The sequence below is a fragment of the Marivirga sp. genome (assembly GCF_024636815.1).
In the GTDB taxonomy this organism is placed as follows: domain Bacteria; phylum Bacteroidota; class Bacteroidia; order Cytophagales; family Cyclobacteriaceae; genus Marivirga.
On the sequence record NZ_JAGXGF010000190.1, the window covers coordinates 1 to 20,209 of the forward strand.

The 20,209-nt window shown below is 32.7% G+C and carries 19 protein-coding genes; 5 read left to right on the forward strand and 14 right to left on the reverse strand.

The genetic code is table 11. The features are described from left to right. Positions 1-209 precede the first annotated feature (209 nt). A complete protein-coding gene (locus Q0L29_RS13750) occupies positions 210-1,556 on the forward strand; it encodes an OprD family outer membrane porin (RefSeq protein ID WP_296622556.1) in 1,347 nt (448 codons plus the stop codon). Position 1,557: 1 nt separating this feature from the next. On the opposite strand, the gene Q0L29_RS13755 is transcribed toward Q0L29_RS13750, so the two are convergent. From Q0L29_RS13755 to Q0L29_RS13770, 4 genes are all read right to left on the reverse strand, one after another. Then, positions 1,558-3,441: a tetratricopeptide repeat-containing sensor histidine kinase gene (locus tag Q0L29_RS13755; RefSeq protein WP_296622557.1), complete on the reverse strand. Its 1,884-nt coding sequence runs from the start codon at positions 3,439-3,441 to the stop codon at positions 1,558-1,560. 331 nt (positions 3,442-3,772) lie between these two features. Next, on the reverse strand, positions 3,773-4,063 hold the full coding sequence (locus Q0L29_RS13760; RefSeq protein WP_296622559.1) for a transcriptional regulator: 291 nt from the start codon (positions 4,061-4,063) through the stop codon (positions 3,773-3,775). Between the two features lie 99 nt (positions 4,064-4,162). Further along, entirely contained in the window at positions 4,163-4,648 is a 486-nt protein-coding gene (locus Q0L29_RS13765) for a hypothetical protein (RefSeq protein ID WP_296622561.1), read from the reverse strand. Then, positions 4,648-5,172 (reverse strand): acyl-CoA thioesterase, encoded by a 525-nt coding sequence (locus Q0L29_RS13770; protein WP_296622562.1) that lies wholly within the window; start codon positions 5,170-5,172, stop codon positions 4,648-4,650. Before Q0L29_RS13770 ends, Q0L29_RS13765 begins: the two co-directional genes overlap by 1 nt. A gap of 178 nt (positions 5,173-5,350) precedes the next feature. On the opposite strand from Q0L29_RS13770, the gene Q0L29_RS13775 reads away from it, so the two are divergent. After that, complete coding sequence (locus Q0L29_RS13775; RefSeq protein ID WP_296622564.1) at positions 5,351-6,550, forward strand: PAS domain S-box protein; 1,200 nt, start codon at positions 5,351-5,353, stop codon at positions 6,548-6,550. On the opposite strand, the gene Q0L29_RS13780 is transcribed toward Q0L29_RS13775, so the two are convergent. The 3 genes from Q0L29_RS13780 to rpsT all read right to left on the reverse strand — a co-directional run bounded on the left by Q0L29_RS13780 (position 6,535) and on the right by rpsT (position 8,056). After that, positions 6,535-6,903 (reverse strand): hypothetical protein, encoded by a 369-nt coding sequence (locus tag Q0L29_RS13780; RefSeq protein WP_296622566.1) that lies wholly within the window; start codon positions 6,901-6,903, stop codon positions 6,535-6,537. The two genes, Q0L29_RS13775 and Q0L29_RS13780, sit on opposite strands and share 16 nt — an antisense overlap. A 16-nt stretch (positions 6,904-6,919) precedes the next feature. After that, complete coding sequence (gene radC / locus Q0L29_RS13785; protein ID WP_296622568.1) at positions 6,920-7,624, reverse strand: DNA repair protein RadC; 705 nt, start codon at positions 7,622-7,624, stop codon at positions 6,920-6,922. A 177-nt stretch (positions 7,625-7,801) separates the two neighbouring features. Further along, complete coding sequence (gene rpsT, locus Q0L29_RS13790; protein WP_296622569.1) at positions 7,802-8,056, reverse strand: 30S ribosomal protein S20; 255 nt, start codon at positions 8,054-8,056, stop codon at positions 7,802-7,804. A 266-nt stretch (positions 8,057-8,322) separates the two neighbouring features. On the opposite strand from rpsT, the gene Q0L29_RS13795 reads away from it, so the two are divergent. Both Q0L29_RS13795 and Q0L29_RS13800 read left to right on the forward strand, forming a co-directional pair. Then, positions 8,323-9,306, forward strand: coding sequence for a zinc dependent phospholipase C family protein (locus Q0L29_RS13795; protein ID WP_296622571.1), 984 nt, complete (start codon positions 8,323-8,325; stop codon positions 9,304-9,306). A gap of 207 nt (positions 9,307-9,513) precedes the next feature. Continuing rightward, entirely contained in the window at positions 9,514-10,284 is a 771-nt protein-coding gene (locus Q0L29_RS13800; RefSeq protein ID WP_296622573.1) for a DUF4382 domain-containing protein, read from the forward strand. A gap of 82 nt (positions 10,285-10,366) precedes the next feature. Here Q0L29_RS13800 and Q0L29_RS13805 read toward each other — a convergent pair whose 3' ends face one another. The 4 genes from Q0L29_RS13805 to Q0L29_RS13820 all read right to left on the reverse strand — a co-directional run bounded on the left by Q0L29_RS13805 (position 10,367) and on the right by Q0L29_RS13820 (position 16,745). Beyond that, complete coding sequence (locus tag Q0L29_RS13805; RefSeq protein WP_296622575.1) at positions 10,367-11,812, reverse strand: trypsin-like peptidase domain-containing protein; 1,446 nt, start codon at positions 11,810-11,812, stop codon at positions 10,367-10,369. A 157-nt stretch (positions 11,813-11,969) separates the two neighbouring features. Beyond that, entirely contained in the window at positions 11,970-14,390 is a 2,421-nt protein-coding gene (locus Q0L29_RS13810) for a TonB-dependent receptor (RefSeq protein WP_296622576.1), read from the reverse strand. A 275-nt stretch (positions 14,391-14,665) separates the two neighbouring features. After that, positions 14,666-16,018 (reverse strand): aminotransferase class I/II-fold pyridoxal phosphate-dependent enzyme, encoded by a 1,353-nt coding sequence (locus Q0L29_RS13815; protein WP_296622577.1) that lies wholly within the window; start codon positions 16,016-16,018, stop codon positions 14,666-14,668. A gap of 103 nt (positions 16,019-16,121) precedes the next feature. Continuing rightward, complete coding sequence (locus Q0L29_RS13820; protein ID WP_296622579.1) at positions 16,122-16,745, reverse strand: 2OG-Fe(II) oxygenase; 624 nt, start codon at positions 16,743-16,745, stop codon at positions 16,122-16,124. 186 nt (positions 16,746-16,931) lie between these two features. Between Q0L29_RS13820 and Q0L29_RS13825 the strand changes: the two genes are divergently transcribed. Beyond that, positions 16,932-17,690, forward strand: coding sequence for a hypothetical protein (locus Q0L29_RS13825; protein ID WP_296622580.1), 759 nt, complete (start codon positions 16,932-16,934; stop codon positions 17,688-17,690). Positions 17,691-17,695: 5 nt separating this feature from the next. Here Q0L29_RS13825 and Q0L29_RS13830 read toward each other — a convergent pair whose 3' ends face one another. From Q0L29_RS13830 to Q0L29_RS13840, 3 genes are all read right to left on the reverse strand, one after another. Then, positions 17,696-18,676, reverse strand: coding sequence for an ROK family protein (locus tag Q0L29_RS13830; RefSeq protein ID WP_296622582.1), 981 nt, complete (start codon positions 18,674-18,676; stop codon positions 17,696-17,698). Positions 18,677-18,847: 171 nt separating this feature from the next. Then, positions 18,848-19,705 (reverse strand): hypothetical protein, encoded by an 858-nt coding sequence (locus tag Q0L29_RS13835; RefSeq protein WP_296622583.1) that lies wholly within the window; start codon positions 19,703-19,705, stop codon positions 18,848-18,850. A gap of 3 nt (positions 19,706-19,708) precedes the next feature. Next, positions 19,709-20,209 (reverse strand): 6-phosphofructokinase (locus tag Q0L29_RS13840; protein ID WP_296622585.1); only part of this gene is annotated, 501 nt, incomplete at its 5' end.

Below are 20,209 nucleotides of genomic sequence, written 5' to 3' on the forward strand. Positions count from 1 at the left end.
AGGCTTTTCCTATCCCACCTGTAAACAGCGATTTTCTTCCTAAAAATTCCTTACAATAGCCCGCTATTGCTTCAGAATTTTTAGTTGAAACTCACTATTTACAGGCGTTCTGAATCCTAAATTAGAATCGAACTCAGGTTAATAATAATTTACTTGTAGAACAGAGGCTCTCTTAAGATTTAAGTGAGCCTCTTTTTTAACCTTTATATATGAAATACTATTCATATTTTTTACTTCTGATGATGGTTCCTTTCTTTTTGCAAGCGCAGAACAGCCATCAGCAATTTGAATCTATCGATTCCGTAAAACACGGTTCATTTAATCCAAATGAAGCCCGTAGTTTTCATGAGTGGTTCAAAAATGGGCATTTAAGCGGATTATTCAGATCCAATTCCATTCAAACCTATCGACCAGAATCTCAAAATTTTAGTGGTGCTTTAGGCTTAGGTGGTCGAATTTATTATCATAGTGCTTATTGGCATGGGTTCCAAATGGGAGTTGGAGGGATTTATACCTACAATATTTTATCAACTGATTTAAGCAACACAACTAATAATCCATATACCCCAAAATGGGAACGGCAATTATTTGATTTGGAAGACCCAAATAACAAACATGATCTAGACCGGTTGGAAGAGCTATTCATTAAGTACCGCTATAAAGATTCTTATTTAAAGCTAGGGAAAATGCTTCTAAATACTCCATTGATAAATCCACAAGATTCCAGAATGAAGCCATCAGCCTTTCAAGGAATTTGGCTAGATTGGAATGAAGGACATCAATTCGAAATCAATGGTGGATTTTTCAACAAAGTGTCTCCTCGCTCCACCACCGAATGGGTAAGTATCAGTGAAAGCATAGGGTTATACGATCATCTGCTTAATGCTGACACAGAGCATACTATTATAAACACAAGAGGATTAGGTATGCTAGGCGGGCATTATTTACCAAATGACCATATCAGTTTTCACTCTTGGCAATATTATATTGACAGGGTAAGTTTCGTGTCATTTAACCAGCTAGAATTTACTCAAAACCACATTAAATTAGGATTGCAATACCTTTTCCAAAATTCATTGGGAGGAAATAAGTATCTGAATACTGATTATCAGGCTCAGCTTTTATCTGGACAGTTGCAATGGGACAATAATAAATGGCAGATATCATATAATCAATCCTACAGCCTCACGGGTGATGCTTTCAAGTTCCCTTCAGAATGGGGGTCAGAACCTTTTTATACCTTTATCAGCCGTCATAGAATAGAAGGATTGGAGGATACCAACAGCCAGACTCTTAAATTTGATACACAACCATTTAAAAATTGGGAATCATTAAATGTAGGAGTTTATGGAGTGCATAGTACTTTTTATCAAGACGTAGAAGAAAATTCATTAACACAATTAAGTATTGATGTTCAGACTCATTTAAAAGGTGAATGGAAAGTCTTAAAGCTTAGATTATTAAATTCATATATTATACCTGATGGATTTGCAGAAGATTCATTTTATCATGAGCAAATTTTTCATTCTCAATTAATTTTAAATTATCAATTTTAAATTAGGCTTTTTTTAATTTCAAGATAACGGTAGTTCCATTCTCACCATCGCTCTTAATATCAATTTTTCCTTTAAGCTTTTTGATAAATTCAATAACAATGGAAAATCCTAAGCCACTTCCCTTCTCATTATCAGTTCCAGAACTACTGATTACATGTTCACCTTCTAAAACTTTGTGAATCGCATTTTTACTCATACCAACACCACTATCTTGTATTTGGATTTCTATAAAATTATCTAGTTTTTCAGTTTCCAATTTAATCTCTCCACCTTTCTGAGTAAATTTAACTGCATTAGAAATTAAATTTCGGAATATAGTTAATAATGCATTTTCATCGGCTAATACAAAGAAATCATCATTTATAGAATTAATCACCTTAATGTCCTTCTCTGCGAGTTGATAATCAAATAATTCAATAGTTCTATCTGAAATTTTCCTAATTGAAAGTTTCTGCATTTCAAAATTAAAATCTCCTTTATGGCTAAAAGTCCAAGAAAGTAATTGATTAGTAAGTGCCGATAAATTTTGAATTGATTGTGTTAAGTAATCAAAATATTGTGCTTTCCTATTCTCTTTCTGCTCACTCTGCAATAATTGCAGCATAGCCTCTATATTCCTTATTGGACCTTTTAAATCATGAGCTATAATTCCAAAAAGTTTGTCTTTACTCTTATTTGCGTTGATAAGTGTTTGTCGAACTCTATATAACTTATAAGCTAAAAAGAGGGAAATGATCAAGAATAAAACAATAAGAATTCCAATGGCATATTGTAATTGAATAAGCTCTTTTTGGGCAGTTAGTTCTTTTTGTTTTTTTGAATTCTCAAATACTAAGTATTCATTTTCTTTAGTTTTATTTTCAACCTCGTAGCGTGTTTTTATTTCTTCTAATTCTTTGGTCCTTTCTGAAACAATTAAAGAATCTTTTTCTCTACTATGTAATTTATAATATTCATAAGCCTTGTTAAAGGAACCATGTTTAGCATAATTTTCTGCAATGAGTCTATAAACCTCTTGTTTATCTCTAGTTTCAGAGGTTTCATCCATCATTTGAAGAGATTTTTTATAATAAAATATTCCACTATCATAAGATTGGGTACGAGTATAAATTTTACCTATGGTATAATAACTATAAATTAATACTGATTTGTAATTATATTTTTCTTGTAGTTTTATTGCTTGACTGAGTAAATCCAAAGCTTCTTGGTATTCCTCCAACTCCATTTTTGGTTCGGCTAAATTTCCTAGATTTATCGAAATCCTGAATGAATTATCAACTTTCTTATTAATTTCAAGGGATTTTTTATAATTATCAATGGCGCTTTGATAGTCTCCATCAAAGTAATCTACTATTCCTAAATATTCATAATTACCGGCAATATTAAATGAATCATTTGATTGGATGGCTTTTTCCAACATCTCCTGATATATTTCTCGGGCATCGCCATATTTTTGAATACTTACATAAATTCCTGCCAAAATATTAGAGGCTTCAATTAAATTAGAGGTATCATTCAATTGCTCAAAAATATCAATCGCTTTCAAAATTTCCTCTATTGCTTTCACATTTTCTGTCATTCGCCACAGCGAATGAGATATTCCGGAGCGTGCTTTTCCTTCATAAAATTTATTTTGATTTTGAATTGCTAAGGTTTTTAACTTTTTATAACTAATTAACGAATTAGGATATTCTCCTAGAATAAATAATGAATTTGAATATTTTAGGTAAAATTCAAGATTCTGTTTTTCAGATTTAAATTCTATAGAATCCTTTTCGATTTTAGTATAATATTGAATTGCACAAGGATAATCCTCCACTTTAAAACATGAATCACCTTTTTGAAGGAATTGATCCTGTCCATTGCTTTGATAACAAAAAAGCATTGTGACTGATAGAAAAATTAGTTTTAATAGAATATTCACAATAACAGTTAAAAACGAAGACTTAAAATAACTTATTGAGATTAAAAATAATAGATTTCAGCATACTTATTTCATTAATTTATCAATCTTTTACATATATGAAATATAAAGACGACTTAAGATTGAATAAAAAAACTATTAATATTCAAATCCAACTTTTATAGTTGTATAATAAAATGAAAGGGGATTATTAGAAAAACTAGTTACTTAAATAACAGCCTGAATAGTTATTTATATAATCTAATTTAAATAATAAACTATTTTATAAAAATTTCAATAGTCTAAAATTAAATCAATCTGTTGGTTTAATGTACGATCTTAATGCGTTCAGATATATTTCAAATGCATCAATACCCTTTTCAGTTATTCTGCAAGTAGTGTGAGGGTAATTATCTTTAAAAGTTTTATGTACTTTAATATAGCCTGCATTTTTTAATTTATTAAGCTGTACACTTAAATTACCGGAAGTGGCATTGGTTTTTTCCTTTATTAAATTAAAGTCCGCCTCGGCCGCATTCATTAACAAACTCATGACAGCCAATCTTAATTGCGAATGTAATAGTGGATCTAATGGCTCGAACATAATATTAGGTTAAACTTCTATGGATTATAGAAATAATTTAATTCATAATATAAACTTAATAAATACATAAATAAAAGTCAAGCCTTTAAATCTAAAAAATTAAACGATTGTTTTAAGTAAATTCCAAAGCATCACCTTCTTAGAAGTGTCTTTGTTAAGCTCAATAAGATCATGAGCATATATGGCATTACCCTTATTTATTTTTAGAATTGCGTACTGAGATGACTGTACGAATTGATTATGAAAAGAGAGGAATAGCCTCAAGTGCTGAATGGATTTTAGTTGCTCAGGATGCTCATGAATAATTTCATAATGACCTTCTTCTATATTGATGGCTTTTAATAATTTACTAAGCGTATCCTTTTCTTGACTTCCTAAATCTTTGTCAATTAAAATCACAACTTTCTTTTCAGGTAATGAAGCTTTTGGAGCATCAGATTTCATTTTAGGTTCTGGCTCATTTACTTCTGCAGGAATTGAATTATCTCTTTCAATATCATATTTAACTTCCTCCCCTTCATTTTGAAAGACATAAAGCTGATCACCATCAAATATTTGTGCTAAATAGTCCCTTTCTATTTCCATTATTCATCCAATTTAAAAATAGATTTTAATTCTGTAGCATCTTCCGGTTTCATTCTTTTTCCTAAAACTAAACGTAACTGTCTTCTTCGTAAAGCTCCATCAAATAATTCTTGCTCCTCTTCGGTTTCCGGAATTAATTCAGGAACATCAATAGGTCTGCCTGATTGATCTACAGCCACAAAGGTAAAGAATGCCGAATTTGATGGGTATTTTTTACCTGAAGGAATATTTTCACCTTTTACAACAATATGGACTTCAACTGAAGAACTGAATGCCCTTGTCACCTTAGCTTCTAAAGTAACAACATCTCCCAAAGCAATGGGATGTTGAAAGGAAATATTATCAACAGAGGCGGTTACCACTATTCTATTGCAATGCTTCTGCGCTGCTATGGCAGAAACTATATCCATCCAATGCATTAATCTACCTCCCATTAAATTATTCAAAGGATTGGTGTCATTGGGTAATACCAATTCCGTCATAATGGTGTAAGTATCTTTTGGATTCTTTGCTTGCTTTGCCATATTTATTCTGATTTATCACAAAGATAAAACATAGATAGCAGAACGACTTCTTATAAATGGAATTAACTACTCAAAAATTAATACTTAGGTGTAATTAAACCAGCGTTTTAATCGTATTATAAACTGATTTTTTTACCTTCACCAAAGAAGTTTAAAATTAAAAGCAACCAAATCATCGATGAAACTTGAAGAAAAAGACTGGCTTATTCCGCTAATTTACTTATCAGCAGGAATAATATGGATCGGCTTGAGTGATGCGCTGCTTTTCTTTTTTGCTGATAAATTTAATTTAGAGTCAGAGCTTATTACCACATTAAGTCAATTGAAAGGTTTTTTTTATGTAGCGCTTACAACAGCACTTTTATATTACCTTATCCATAGAAAAACTAGGTCCATAGAATTAGTAAAAAATGACTTTATGAGATTATTTCAGGATAATCCGAATCCGATGTTAATTTTTGAATTGAGTTCTCAAAATATCTTATTAGCTAACCGGTCTGCAAGCATTCAATATGGATATTCTACTGAGGAAATGACTCATCTAACCGTAAATGATTTGAGGCCAGAATCAGAAAAAGAAAAATTACAATCATTCTTAAAAAATATAAAAGAAGAATTTGCCGATTGTGGAGACTGGTTACATCAGGATAAATTCGGGAATTATTTTTATGTAAATATATTTTCTCATACGACAATTTATAAAGGAAAGGAATGCAGAATTGTAAATGCTATAAACGTTAACAAAAAAATATTGGCAGAAATAGAACGTGAAAAATTTGAAACAGCTTTGGATAGGGCAGCATTAGTATTTGTCACTGGTATAAATGGAAATATACAAGAAGTAAACAGTGAATTTTGTAAAGTTAGTGGATATAGTAAAAACGAACTTATAGGTAAGCCCATAGAAATTTTAGAATCAGGATATCATAGCCCTAAACTATGGAATGAAATGTGGCAAAATATAAAAGCAGGGGAGATTTGGAGGGCAGATATTAAAAGCAGAAATAAAGCGGGAGATTTTTACTGGGTAGATATTGTTATAAGTCCAATTAAAAACCATCATGGAGAAGTCTATAAGTTTCTAACTATAAGTTATGATATAACAGTAAAGAAAAGCCTAGAAATCAATCAGCAAAAATTATTAGATGATTTTACTGAATATGCTTTCCAAACATCTCATGAGCTCAGAGGACCACTAACTAGCATGATGGGTTTAACCACACTATTTGATAAATATGACGACCCCGCTTATTTAGTAGACAAATTAAAGGCAACCGCAGAACAAATGGATGTAGTAATCAGAAAGATGAATGATAGTTTGAGTCGAACTGCTTTATCTCTCATTCAAGAAAAGAGAAAGGATCAATCTTCTGGATAAGGCACATAAACAAAGCTGGTCATATCAGTATCAATTACAAATAAGCAACAAAATTCATCAGGGTTTTTATAAGCTTGTTTAAATTCTTCAATTTTGTCTTCATCCACTATTTTTCTTTGTACAAATTCATCCAAATAAGTAATGAAATAATTCCAGGTAAGATTTAGCTCACCTGCACCTATCAAAACCTGACCGATTGGTTGTTCAGTTTTACATATTGGAAAGATGGGATATTCAGAAAATCCTCGCTGACGCACTGCATAAGAAGCCTCCTTCAAAGTATCTGAAATGGCTACAAAATCCTCAGTAATTGTCCCTAAATATTTTCCGCTTAATTCGGGGTTATTATCCATAATCTATTTTTCAATTTTAAAGCATTGCTTCATCTGCAAAGCTATAATATTTATCTTCTGCAAATATAATATGATCCAGCACTGGAATATCCAGGAGTAAACCACTTTCTTTCATTTTTCTAGTCAAACGGACATCTTGATCACTAGGGTTACGGTTACCTGAAGGATGGTTGTGAGCCAATATTAAAGCTGAAGCCATTTGATCTATAGCTTCTTTAAAAATAATTTTTACATCGGCTACAGTACCTGAAATTCCACCACTACTAACTCTCTTCATCCGAATAACTCTATTAGCCCTATTCATCATAATCACCCAAAATTCCTCATGATGTAAATCCAACATAACGGATTTAAGCAATTCATAAGCATCTTGAGAGCTAACAATTTTAGGCTTTTCCTGAACTGCTGATTCTTTTCTTCGCCTTCCCAATTCAAGTGCCGCAATAATTGAAATCGCTTTAGCCTGACCTATTCCTCTGAACTTCATTAATTCCTTTACTGAAAATTTAGCCAGATGATTTAAATCATTATTGACCTCACCTAAAATATTTTTACCAACGTCAATTGCTGATAAAGATTGGGTTCCAGAACCAATTAAAATGGCTATCAATTCAGCATCAGATAAAACAGTGCGGCCATGAGTTAATAATTTTTCTCTAGGTCTATCGGCTTCTGCCCAGCTTTTGATACTTGAAACGGCTGAATACTGTTCCTTTTCCATTGGGGATAAATTAAGGTTGAAAATAAAAAAGAGCCTATCAGATAATTAAATGAGACAATCTATAGATTAACTAAAATTAATATCAATATAATTAGTCCCAAAAGTCATCAAATTAGTATAAACTAAAAAAGCCTCAACTGATAGAGTTGAGGCTTAAGATAAAAATCTTTTAAGTTTTTAAGCTAATTTAGCTACGTGCTTCGCTAATTTAGATTTGTTATTATCCGCTTTTTTTCTGTGGATAATATTCTTTTTCGCTAATCTGTCTAACATCGAAGTTACAGTTTTCAATAGTTCCTCAGCTTGCGCTTTGTCTTCTGTAGCTCTTAATTTACGAATATAAGTTCTCGTAGTTTTAGCCTGATATCTGTTTCTCAAACGTTTTGCCGCACTTGAGCGAATTCTTTTTAATGCTGACTTGTGATTTGCCATATTGATTTATGTCTATTGAAATTCTTGCTTTCTCTTTAAGGACTGCAAATTTAAAAGAATTTGTTTTATTAAACAAAGCCTATTCGTTATTATCATTATTTATTTTAAGAAATAATCACAAATCCCGAGAATTCATGCTCTTATCTTAAATTGATTCACAAAAATACGTTTATTTATTAGAAACACTGCTACTTATTTGAATTCAGTTCTATGGTTTTTACGAATACAATTTTTAATTTAGAATATCAATCAGCTAAAACCATAAGATGAAGCGTATTTCTCTCCACATAATAATTTTAGTTTTCATATTCAGTTCCTTTTCTTTTGACTCTAGCAGAAAGCCAAACTGGGGTTTCTTTGCTCACCAAAAAATTAATCGATTAGCTGTTTTTACCCTTCCTCCAGAAATGATTACATTTTATAAACATCATATTCAATACATTACCGAAAATGCGGTAAACCCTGATAGAAGACGATATGCAGTAGATTACGAGGCTCCGAGGCATTATATTGATTTGGATGTTTATGGAGATAGCGCAGTTTACAAATTACCACGATATTGGAATGATGCAGTTGGAAAATATACAGAAGATTCTTTACAAGCTTATGGAATTGTGCCCTGGCATGTGCATTTAGTCACCTACCAATTAACCAAAGCCTTTAAAGAAAATAATGCAGAAGACATTTTGCGCTATTCGGCTGATTTGGGACATTATATCGCTGATGCAAATGTTCCTTTACATACGACTGAAAATTATAACGGGCAATTAACTGGTCAATATGGAATTCATGGGTTTTGGGAATCTCGACTACCCGAGCTTTTCTCTTCAGATTACGATTTTTTTATTGGGAAAGCTGAATATATTGACAATACCCAGCTAGCCATTTGGGATGCAGTAAAAGATGCACATTTAGCATTAGATTCTGTGTTTGATTTTGAGAAAAAATTGACCAAGAAAATGTCTGACGATTCAAAATATAGCTCTGAACTGAGGGGTAATGTCAATATGAAAGTTTACTCTAGAGATTTTTCAAAAGCTTATCATAATATGCTTAGCGGACAAGTAGAAAGAAGAATGCGCAACTCTATAAAATTGGTAGGAGATTTTTGGTATACCGCTTGGGTAAATGCGGGGCAACCTGATTTGGATATTTTAATTAACGAACGCCCCATCTTTAATAATGAGAAATTATTCCCTCAATTCTCCGACAAAAAATTAAGACGGCACGAAAGTGGAGTGCAGAATTGAATACTAAAACATAAGTTTACTTAATATGGGGAATCATCAACTTTTTTAAGCCTTCCATCCTATTTTAAACAATTGATGTCATGCAATTTGCTTAGGCTTCAATGAAAATATTCAGATTAGTTAAAATAAAAGATTCAATAATTCGTCTTAGTAATAATTCCATTCGTGGGATTTAAGTGTTTGTGTATGAATTAAAATTTAAAAATTATGAAAAAGAACAAATTAGAAAATGTGGGAAGCTTTTGGGTATCAAAAGTTTTAGTAGCAATGATCGGAGTTTCATTTCTTATCTCCTGTGATAATGATAACGTAGGAACAAATAAGGAAAATGCAGTGATAAAATTGAGTGCTGCTTATGAAAACCAAACTAATAAAAGAGCTGTAAATGAAATTATCATCAATTCTTTTATTGTAAATGTGGAAGAAATTGAATTAGAAGTTGACGATGACAATCAAGAAGAAGAGGGTCCATTTGTAAGCGATATTGAATTGGATGGTCCTTTTGTAGTTGATTTAATTGAAGACAGCAGTGGAATAGATCAAATTTTAGCTGAGGTTAATTTACCTGAAGGGAATTATGAAGAAATTGAATTCTCAATTAATGAAAGTGAAGATAGCGAAAGTGAAATCTTTGAGAAATCAATTTTTATTGCTGGGACAATAAATGGTACTCCATTTGAATTTTGGCATAATAAAGATTTAGACTTTGAAATCGAATTTGAAAATGGCATGCTTACTTTAGAGGAAGCATCAGCTACATTAATTAATCTTCAGTTTGATTTAAATAACCTTTTTACATTAGTCGACATTAGCAATGCTACTGACGGAAATGAAGATGGAATTATTGAAATTAGTCCTTCAGGTGAAGATGGAAATAACGATTTAGCAGACACAATGATGGATGCTATTGATGATGTGATTGACGCTTTTGAAGATTCATTTGATGAAGACGATGACGAAGACGATGATGAGGATTAAAATCCATTTCATTTGTTAACCATATAAAAAAGGCTGTCTCGCTACTAATATTGAGACAGCCCTTTTTTAAACCCTCAAGTGATTAAAAAAAATAAGAATAATAGCCTTTCACTCCTTTTTTATTGATTCCCTGAATTACAACCTTTCCTTTTACAGACTCTAAAATTCCCGACACCTCTTTAGGGTTGTCTACACTATTGCCATTTATAGCCGTAATAATGAAGCCTTCATCAATATTAAGCCTTTTGAAAAAGCCATTTTTCACATCCACTACTCTTACACCACTATTAATATCTAATAAATTTTTCTCTACCATAGGAACATTTTCAAATTCTGCTCCTAGTGATTTAGAGAAATAAACATCTCTTTTGAGTAACTCGGTAGTATTCTCGCTGTTGGTTAAAATTAATTCTTTTTGAATAGTTTTTCCCTTTCTATCAATGGTCAAATACAATTTATCACCAGGAGACAACATACTTAGCTTTTCTTCAAACTCTGAATGCGTACTTACATCTTCTCCATTGAACTCTCTGATAATATCACCTTTTTGAAGATTTACCTTATCAGCAGCCCCCTTTTCCTGAATATAACTGACCACTACCCCATCTAAATTATCAGTATTCAATCTATCTGCAATTTCAGGAGTTAAACTGGAAACTTCCGCTCCAAGAAAAGCTTTTTGCACCATACCAAATTTTATAATATCAGAAGCAATTTTCTTGGCTATGTCAATGGGAACAGCAAAACCATAGCCGGCATAGGAACCCGTCCTGGATAAAATAGCAGTATTAATACCTACTAATTCACCTTGAGTGTTGACCAAAGCCCCTCCGCTATTTCCTGGGTTAATGGCTGCATCCGTTTGGATAAAAGACTCTATTGGAAAATTACTTTTTAGAATATTCAGCTCCCTTCCTTTGGCGCTTACTATTCCTGCTGTTACGGTAGATGTCAAATTAAATGGATTTCCTACTGCCAATACCCAAGAACCTACCTTCAAATCTTTGGATGAACCAATTTTTATGGCAGGCAAATTCGTATCATCTATCTTCAATACTGCTAAGTCAGTGGAAGGATCACGTCCTACTAAACTCGCATTATAGATTTTTTTCTTCCGCACTACCTCTATCTCATCTGCACCTTCAATCACATGATTATTAGTGATGATATATCCATCAGATTTGAAGATCACACCAGAACCAGAGCCCACTTGTTGCATGCTTCCTCCACCGCCCAGCCATAAATCCAACCACGAACTTCGGCCATAAGCTTCAGATACAGTTTTAATATAGACCACACTTTCACGGCTGTTTTTGGAGGCTTCTACAAAATCAACATCAGGAACAGAACTTAAAGCTTTCGAATTGCTTTCTTCATAGTTTTCAAATGCAACCTTACTTACTGGAGTTTGAAAAAAAGATTCTTCAATTTTTAACTCTTGATTGTTATCGGTCAATTGATAAATCAAAAGAGCTCCAATTATTCCTCCGAAAAATGCAGCGATTGTAGTTTTCAAATATTGATTCATAGTTTGTTTTGTTTAATCCAAAATCTATTTAATATCACATATTGTGCCGAATGTTTACGGAAAAGGGATTGATTCTGTTTAAAATGTGAATGCAAAAAAAACGGCAGTCTTTACAGACCACCGCTATCCAGTATTTATTGTTAACCTAAACTGGATATTATCCTCCTGCTCTGTTTAACTCTTCCAAATTAACATTACGTTGACGAGCTTTAAATTCTTCTCCTTTGCTAAAGCGGTATCTTAAAGAAAAACCTATACTTTGCTGACCGAAATACTGACTTATTTCATTGATATTACCATTATAATTAGAATTCCCTACAAATTTTCTGGTTCTGAAAATATCCGTGATGTTTATAGAAGCATCCAATTTTTTATCTAAGAAACTTTTCTTCACTGCAAAATCAATTCCCCATTGCGATCCAATTTTATACACTCCCCAAACAGTATTTGATCTATAATCTGCATTAAGCTCTAGCTTGAAATCATTAGGTAACATGAAAGTATTACCAGCTCTTGCAAAAGCTGAAGTTGCATTATTTTCAATCTGATTTCCGTTTAAGTAAGTAGTAAATTCTTGATGAAAAACTGAAAGATTACCATTAATTGACCACCATTTAAAAGGCTGAATCGGAATTACGGCAGTAGCACTATAATTAACCTGGTCATCAATATTATCTTGTTTGAATACAGTTGTTCCGTCCTCAGGATTTTGCTGAGGAACCTCAGCTATAAAATCACTGGTTAAGCTATAATTCAAGACCAAATTATATTGTCCAAACATGGTTTGCGTAACCGACATGGAGTGCGTAAACTGTGGACGTAAATATGGATTACCTTGTGCCCAAGTATAAGGGTCTAAATACATCACAAAAGGATTCAGGTTGCTGTAATTTGGCCGGTCTATTCTTCTGCTGTAATTATAGTTTACCTGATAGGCTTCCGAAACATTGTGCTGCAAAAAGAAACTTGGAAAAAGATTGAAATAATTTCTTTCATTAATGGTATTGAGTGTCAAAGATTCCCCTTCCGAATAGGTTTGTTCTGCTCTAAGTCCTGCTTTGTAAGAAATCTTCTCTCCTAATTGACCTGCAATACTTGTATAACCCGCAAAAATCTGTTCTGTATAAACAAAGTGATTTGTTCTACTCGGGTCTAAAGTACGCTGATTATCCTCTATTTCGTAGAATTTAATTTCATTATCAGAAACAACATGGCTGGCTTTTAAACCTGCTTCTATCTTAATTTTATTGAAAACTTTCCCCTCAAAATCAACTTGTCCCGAATAGATATCATAAGCAAAAGGGTTTTCATTTTCCAAATTCTCAATAGCGTATGGTTCTGAATTGCCCTCTTGATAAAAACGGTTTACAAATGAAGCTCCTCCATTATTAAATAACTTTACATAATTTAAATCTGTGGTTATCTTAGTCCCATTGGTATCCAATTTATAGGTATAATGTAAATTCCCTTGAGTATTTAAGAATTGGTAGTCAATTCTATTATCAGAATCAATCCTAAAATCATTTCCCCCTTGCGTCAAATCACTATCGAAACCAAAATCATGGTACACATCTTGACCATAAATATTTAACATTAACCCAACAGACTGCATATCATTAATATCATAATCAGTTCCAATTCTTAATGAAGGAGCAACCCTATTTACATATTCCTTTCCGGTCTGATCAAAAATGGTAGTAACTCCATTATTTTGAGTAATTTCTCGATAGAATTCCGCATCTCTTATTCTTCCTCTTTGCGATAAATCAGCATTTATGAAAGAATTCCAAGCCCCCTTTTTATGGTTCAACTGCAAGCCTGTATTGTAATTCTGCATTTCATTATATCGATATCCAGCATTCAGACTACCATTTACACCTTGACTATTATTTTTCTTCAATGTGATATTGATGATGCCGGCATTTCCTTCTGCATCATATTTTGCTGATGGATTATTGATGATTTCTATGGTTTTGATATTATCAGCAGACATTCCTTGCAACATATTCTGCAGATCAGCAGCAGATAAATAGGATCTACGTCCATCAATCATGACTTGTACTCCTGATTTACCATTAAGCTGAATATTTCCATCTTGATCCACAAAAACTCCAGGAGATTTCTCCAATACTTCATAAGCGGTAGCACCTGCCGCCATTGCAGTTCCTTCTACAGAAACTACCATCTTATCAGCTTCTACAATGACTTGTGGTCTTAGGGCTTTTACTTCCACAGCATCCATTACTTGTACATCTTCTTCAAGCTTAATAGTAGAAAAATCTAATGTTGGATTATTAGAATTTACGGTCATGCTTTTGGAAAAATATGTTGCAAAACCAACTGCGGAAATCTTTAAATAATAATCACCATATTTCACATTGATATTAAATTGACCTTCAGCATCCGTGATGGTTCCGGTTACTAAGCTTGAATCTGAAGATTGATAAACTGCCACATTGCTGTATGGAAGTGGTGCATTCTGGTTATCTTTCAAAACTCCTTTAACAATGCCATTTTGCGCTTGGGCAAAACCTGTTATAAAAAGTGTTAGGATTAATAGAGATAAAATAGTTTTCATGTTCTTAAGCGTTTGCATGTTTCGTTCTTTAGTTAATAGATGCGTTCATGCTTACTCTCGATGCACGGAATGTGCCATATTTTGTAAGTGGCTTAATTTGGGTTTAAAAGGTGATTTGCAAGAATTATATGATTTAATGTGTCCGATTTTGAACATTATAAAGATTCAAAAGCGTACAATTGAATGTCAACTTTAATAATTAGGGCTAGTGAATTTCAGCTTGATAGGTTTTAGAAAAGCATAGCACAATAAACCTCATGCTACGCTTTCAGTATTTATATGATATTTAAATCTTTACCGATTTCTTCTATTTGATTTAAGGTATAATCTAATTGCTCAGTAGAAAAGCCTGCCGTAACCGTCATTCTCACACGAGTAAGTTTCCTTGGAACCGCTGGATATGGAACAGGGTTTACAAAAATATTTTTTAGGTGTAAGCGATAGGTCATTTCCTTTACCTTATTATCATCACCAATTATGAGGGGAAAAATAGCCGTTTCAGCATTTCCTATGTTAAATCCAGCTTTCAATAGTCTGTTTTTAACATAATGTATATTTTCCCAAAGCTTATCCATTCCAGCTTCTTGCTTTGAAATTAGATTTAGTGCTTCTAATGAAGATACAACAGACCCTATAAAAGGAGAAGTTGAAAACATATAGGATCGACTGGTATATTTTAAGTAATTAATCAATCGACTTGAAGCAGCAACATATCCTCCTACAGACCCCACTGCTTTACTCAAAGTTCCTGTTATGATATCGACCTTTCCTTCCAAACCAAAATGTTCTAAGGTGCCTTTTCCAGTCTTACCGATAACACCTGTTGCATGAGCTTCATCTACCAAAACCCAAGCCCCATAGTAATGTGCTATATCTAATATTTCTGGAAGATTACATATATCTCCATCCATAGAATATACTCCATCCACTACCACCAATTTATTGATATACTTATTTTGAATATTCTTCAACACCTTTTCTAAAGAAGCGGGATCATTATGTGAGAAGAATTTTTTATTAGACCCTTTACTTCCATCTATAAGACTAGCATGGGCAAACATATCATATATAGCAACATCTCTATGTCCTAAAAGACCTGATATAGTACCAATATTAGCCCCATAGCCTGAACTGTAAACAATGGCTTGTTCCATTCCTTTCATTTCAGCTATTTTTTCCTGCAACTGTTTGATAATATTCATTGAGCCGCTTAATAAAGGCACACCACCTGCTCCTGCTCCATAATAAGGTGCAATAGCAGTTACTTTTTCTAATATTCTAGGATCTTGAGTAAGATTTAAATAATCATTAGAAGCGAAATTGAGCATTTCTCTTACTTCTTTTGTCACCGGATCTATTATTTTAGATACTACTTTTGATCCATTTATAGATTCGCGTTCGTATAGGAATCTTTCATTGGTTTTCATATCTGAAAACCAACTGTTCATCATATCCAGTCGGCTATCCCATTCAGCATATTCCAGCTTAGGATCACCTGTAAAATTATATAATGAATATTTGTTGGCATCTATTTCCCCGGCAGGAGAAATATCGAAATACATATGATCTATTTGCTCTTCATCAAATAAATGATAATGCTTCCTTGAAGTAGTGGGGTTAAATGACATTTTGTAAAATTTTGGTTTGTGAAATATCTAACAATAATAAGTATTGGATAGGCATAAATGCAAACCCATAAGACTTAAATATTAAGTTATTTTATTTAATGAATTAAGGAAGAAAAGTTAAACTCATGTCTCTGTCTAACATCCAGCCTGTTATGCTATATCGGTTTCTATAAGACATCAAAACCTCATGCTCAAGTTCACTTCTAAACAACAACAACCGGCCTGCAAGAGGCTGGACAATCTCAACTTTATCATCCAAATAAATAGCCAATTCTCCTCCGTGCCCCTCTTGCCAATTTTCATTCATGTAAAGTACAAATGAAATCACCCGATGAGCATTCTGCTGAAATCTGTCCACATGTTTTTTATAAAAAGTATTTTCCGGGTAGATAGCAAAATGGATTTCAAAATCTTTAAGACCTAAATAGCAAGTTTCATTTAAGCTATTTTTCAGTAATTCGATTTTATCTAAAAATTGATGGATAATTTCGTTTTGATTATTTCTATCCAACCATTGAATGTAGTCTCCTCTAACGCTTTTATCTAATTGAAATAGTGCTTGCTTTCCTATTCCAGCCTTTTTAAAGTCTCCCGATTGGTTTCCTTGATCTGCAATTAATACTAGTTTTTTTATATTTTCTTTGGATACAAAATCATCCCAAACAAAATAACCTGAATCACTTAATTGATCTACCGCAAGCATCAGGTTTTCACTTGATATATTCATTTCAATGCAAAATTAGAATAAAATCCGGATAAATATGAGTTTAACAATGAAGCACCATAATTTCCTGAGAAAAACACCTTCATACTTTTAACGTTAAGTAATTGTACTTAAGTTTAGCAACGAATTTCCTAAAAGTTGCAAATTTCAACCATCCCTTACGCTTTTAAAAGTTAGAAACATTATTTTATGATTTCAAATAAAGAGGATGCAGTACTGGTTTTTGATTTGCATTTCAAATTAGTCACCAAGACAGATGGCGTTATTGCCTTTTTAAATCAATTTGAAAATGCAGAAATCAATCAAAGTGAATTTTATGGTAAGGTTAAATTCCAACCCATCACGGATATTCTAAATCAAAACAAGCAATTGAAAGGAAAAGAAGATGCCTTTCAAATGGAATTGGATGGAATGTTTGGTGAAATTAAATTAGAAATTTGTAGGAGACTGAGAGTACTTCTCGCCTTTGAAGAATTAGCTGACATTCTAACTGAGGATTGGCAAAAACTAAAAGTTTTTAATTCAATTTTAATAGACTTAAAACAACAAGGGCTCTTCGATATGATAAAAAAATTGATGAATGAAAACAACATCAATTTGGGTAATAGATTTTCATTTGAGGAAAAATACAACCCATTTACGCCTAATTTAAACGGTAAGAAAAGCCTAAACCATATTAAATCTGAACTAAAATCTGATCATGAAAAAATTAATGCCACTTATGATATTTGGTTAAACTCTTTAGAATATGAAAAAGTATTTAAGAATTATAATGAGAGGCAGAATAAAATTAATGCCACAAAACTTCCTGAAGACTTGATATTTGAAAAAATCATCCCAAAAGTCATCGATGGTAATTCATTGAATTTTAATACTATGGAAAGTAGCAAATTTAAATACAGAGAAATATTCGACCTAGAAAATTACTACCTGAATAAAATTACTTGATAAGGTTATTTATTCTCCATGAAAGAAATTTCATCTTTCTTCCATTTATCTACAATTAAGCTGCTCGCACCAATAATCGGAGCAGATTGATTCTGCAATTGAGAAGAAATAACTCTTACCTTACCTTTGAAAACTGGCATTAGGTTTAACTCTAGATGCTCTTTAACCGGATTAAAAATTAAATCTCCAGCCTGAGATAATCCACCAAATATAAAAATAGCTTCCGGATCAGTATGTATAACAGTATCAGCTAGTTTAGTCCCTAATATTCTACCTGTATATTCAAAGGCCTGCTTTGCAATGACATCTCCTTTTAAGGCATATTTGGTAATCATTTCAGGACTTAACTCATCAAAACTCACAGACCTTAAAGCACTATCCTCCCTATAATCAGCTAAAAGCTTATATATTGTTCTTTTAATGCCCGTTGCAGAAACATAAGTTTCTAAACACCCTCTTTTTCCACACCCACAAAACCTTCCGTTTCCGTAAGTCACCGTAGTATGCCCAAGTTCTCCTGCAAAACCATTGGCACCGTTCACTAATTGACCATTACTTACTATTCCTGCTCCTAAGCCTGTCCCAAGTGTAATGACTATAAAATCTTTCATCCCTTTGGCTCCACCAAAAATCATTTCCCCTACTGCAGCGGCATTAGCATCATTGGTTACAACCGTTGGTACATCAAATTCATCCTCAAGCGTTTTTGCTAAAGGCAAAATTCCTTTCCATCTTAAATTAGGAGCATGTTCAATAGTTCCTTTATGATAATTAGCATTTGGAGCACCCACTCCTATCCCTATTAATTCATGTTTCTCTGGATCCAAGCCTTTCCGGATTTCATTAGAAAGTAAATGAATATAATCTACAAAAACAGATTCTGTTTGGGTAGGAATTGCTCCTTGATATAAAATTTTGCCATCTAAAGTTACAATCCCGAATTTTGTCCCAGTACCTCCTATGTCGATCCCAATGCTAACTTTCATGTGTGTATTATTGAATTTTTAATTGCAAGCCCGACTAATCGGGACAGGCTATGAAAATCATTATAGTTTTATTCATCTTCCTTAAATATTAGGATAAAAAAAACTTATGCTGATTTCATATACTTCTATATATCTTACAATTGCTTAACTAAGAAATCTTAGCTAGCAATATTAATTTTTATAATGTTTCTTAATTAAATAACCTACCAACAAATCAATAGGCTCTTCTATAAATATACCTTTGATTAAATTATGCTCTTCTACCACCTCATTCACAATATCCTCAAAAAAGTAAGGTACAGAACCTACAAAATGAACTGGAAGATTTTCATAATTTTTAATACTACAAATATATGTTTCAATAAAATCTGTAATACTCTGTTTAACCATTTCTTTCAAATAAGGATGATCTATTCGCTCCTTAATAAATTGGCTAAAACTACTTAAATAAACATTTGCATAGGGTTTTATGTAAACGCTTAGTAATATTTCTTCTTTATTCAGTTGGAATTCATACTCTAAATCTCGAGAAATTTCCTCTGGCAATTGTTTCTTTAAAAATTTACTCAATAACAATTTACCAAAATGACTTCTACTGCCTTCATCCCCTAAAATAAAATCCATTCCGCTAACTTCTTGACGAACAATATCTCCATCAAAATGACAGGAATTTGAACCGGTTCCCATTAGCGCAGTAATAGAAGGCTCACCATTGAAAGTTGCAAATGCTGCTGCAACAATATCTTCTTTCACATAAAGGTGAGATTTATTAAAGACCATTGAAAGTCCTCTTTCCACCATAGAGGCGAAATGTTTACTGGAACATCCTGCTCCAAAGTAATAAACTACCTCTATCTCCGATTTATGATCAATAATTTCAGACCCAAGTGATTTCACAATATCACTGATAGCCACATCATCCATAAAAAAAGGATTAATGCCTTTGGTACTTTTCCTTACCAAGGATTTTTTGGAGTCTACTAACTGCCAATCGCATTTTGTGGAACCACTGGTGCCTATTAAAATCATAACTTAAATTGATAAAATTTTAGCAATTCTTAAATCATCTTTATGTATATCTTTAGGCTGATTCATAATATCATCAAATTTATTGAAAATAATATCATGATGCCTTATACCTACCATTGCATCTGTTTTTCCTTGGTCCAAGCCTTCAATTGCTGCTACGCCCATCTTACTTGCCAAGACTCTATCGAAATAGGTGGGCGTCCCTCCTCTTTGAAGATGACCTAATATAGTCACTTTTGTGTCAAAATAAGAGGATTTTTCTGTCACTTTTTGTGCAATCTCCATCGCTGAACCTGACTTACCTCCTTCTGCCACAATTACTAAACTTGAAGTTTTGTTCTTTTTCCCTCCCTTATTTAGCTTTTCAACTAATTCATCAATGGAAGTTTCTTCTTCAGGAATAATAATAGAAACGGCTCCTCCGGCAATACCACTACTGATGGCAATATAACCGGAATCTCTTCCCATCACTTCAATAAAAAATAAACGATTATGAGACAATGC

What these genes read in the sequence shown, in the direction of transcription:
- Q0L29_RS13810 (WP_296622576.1), bottom strand. Translation starts at nt 14,390, where the DNA reads ATGAAAACTATTTTATCTCTATTAATCCTAACACTTTTTATAACAGGT.
- Q0L29_RS13760 (WP_296622559.1), bottom strand. Translation starts at nt 4,063, where the DNA reads ATGTTCGAGCCATTAGATCCACTATTACATTCGCAATTAAGATTGGCT.
- Q0L29_RS13830 (WP_296622582.1), bottom strand. Translation starts at nt 18,676, where the DNA reads ATGAAAGTTAGCATTGGGATCGACATAGGAGGTACTGGGACAAAATTC.
- Q0L29_RS13815 (WP_296622577.1), bottom strand. Translation starts at nt 16,018, where the DNA reads ATGTCATTTAACCCCACTACTTCAAGGAAGCATTATCATTTATTTGAT.
- Q0L29_RS13750 (WP_296622556.1), top strand. Translation starts at nt 210, where the DNA reads ATGAAATACTATTCATATTTTTTACTTCTGATGATGGTTCCTTTCTTT.
- Q0L29_RS13835 (WP_296622583.1), bottom strand. Translation starts at nt 19,705, where the DNA reads ATGATTTTAATAGGCACCAGTGGTTCCACAAAATGCGATTGGCAGTTA.
- Q0L29_RS13820 (WP_296622579.1), bottom strand. Translation starts at nt 16,745, where the DNA reads ATGAATATATCAAGTGAAAACCTGATGCTTGCGGTAGATCAATTAAGT.
- Q0L29_RS13780 (WP_296622566.1), bottom strand. Translation starts at nt 6,903, where the DNA reads ATGGATAATAACCCCGAATTAAGCGGAAAATATTTAGGGACAATTACT.
- Q0L29_RS13755 (WP_296622557.1), bottom strand. Translation starts at nt 3,441, where the DNA reads ATGCTTTTTTGTTATCAAAGCAATGGACAGGATCAATTCCTTCAAAAA.
- Q0L29_RS13775 (WP_296622564.1), top strand. Translation starts at nt 5,351, where the DNA reads ATGAAACTTGAAGAAAAAGACTGGCTTATTCCGCTAATTTACTTATCA.
- radC (WP_296622568.1), bottom strand. Translation starts at nt 7,624, where the DNA reads ATGGAAAAGGAACAGTATTCAGCCGTTTCAAGTATCAAAAGCTGGGCA.
- rpsT (WP_296622569.1), bottom strand. Translation starts at nt 8,056, where the DNA reads ATGGCAAATCACAAGTCAGCATTAAAAAGAATTCGCTCAAGTGCGGCA.
- Q0L29_RS13805 (WP_296622575.1), bottom strand. Translation starts at nt 11,812, where the DNA reads ATGAATCAATATTTGAAAACTACAATCGCTGCATTTTTCGGAGGAATA.
- Q0L29_RS13770 (WP_296622562.1), bottom strand. Translation starts at nt 5,172, where the DNA reads ATGGCAAAGCAAGCAAAGAATCCAAAAGATACTTACACCATTATGACG.
- Q0L29_RS13795 (WP_296622571.1), top strand. Translation starts at nt 8,323, where the DNA reads ATGAAGCGTATTTCTCTCCACATAATAATTTTAGTTTTCATATTCAGT.
- Q0L29_RS13765 (WP_296622561.1), bottom strand. Translation starts at nt 4,648, where the DNA reads ATGGAAATAGAAAGGGACTATTTAGCACAAATATTTGATGGTGATCAG.
- Q0L29_RS13800 (WP_296622573.1), top strand. Translation starts at nt 9,514, where the DNA reads ATGAAAAAGAACAAATTAGAAAATGTGGGAAGCTTTTGGGTATCAAAA.
- Q0L29_RS13825 (WP_296622580.1), top strand. Translation starts at nt 16,932, where the DNA reads ATGATTTCAAATAAAGAGGATGCAGTACTGGTTTTTGATTTGCATTTC.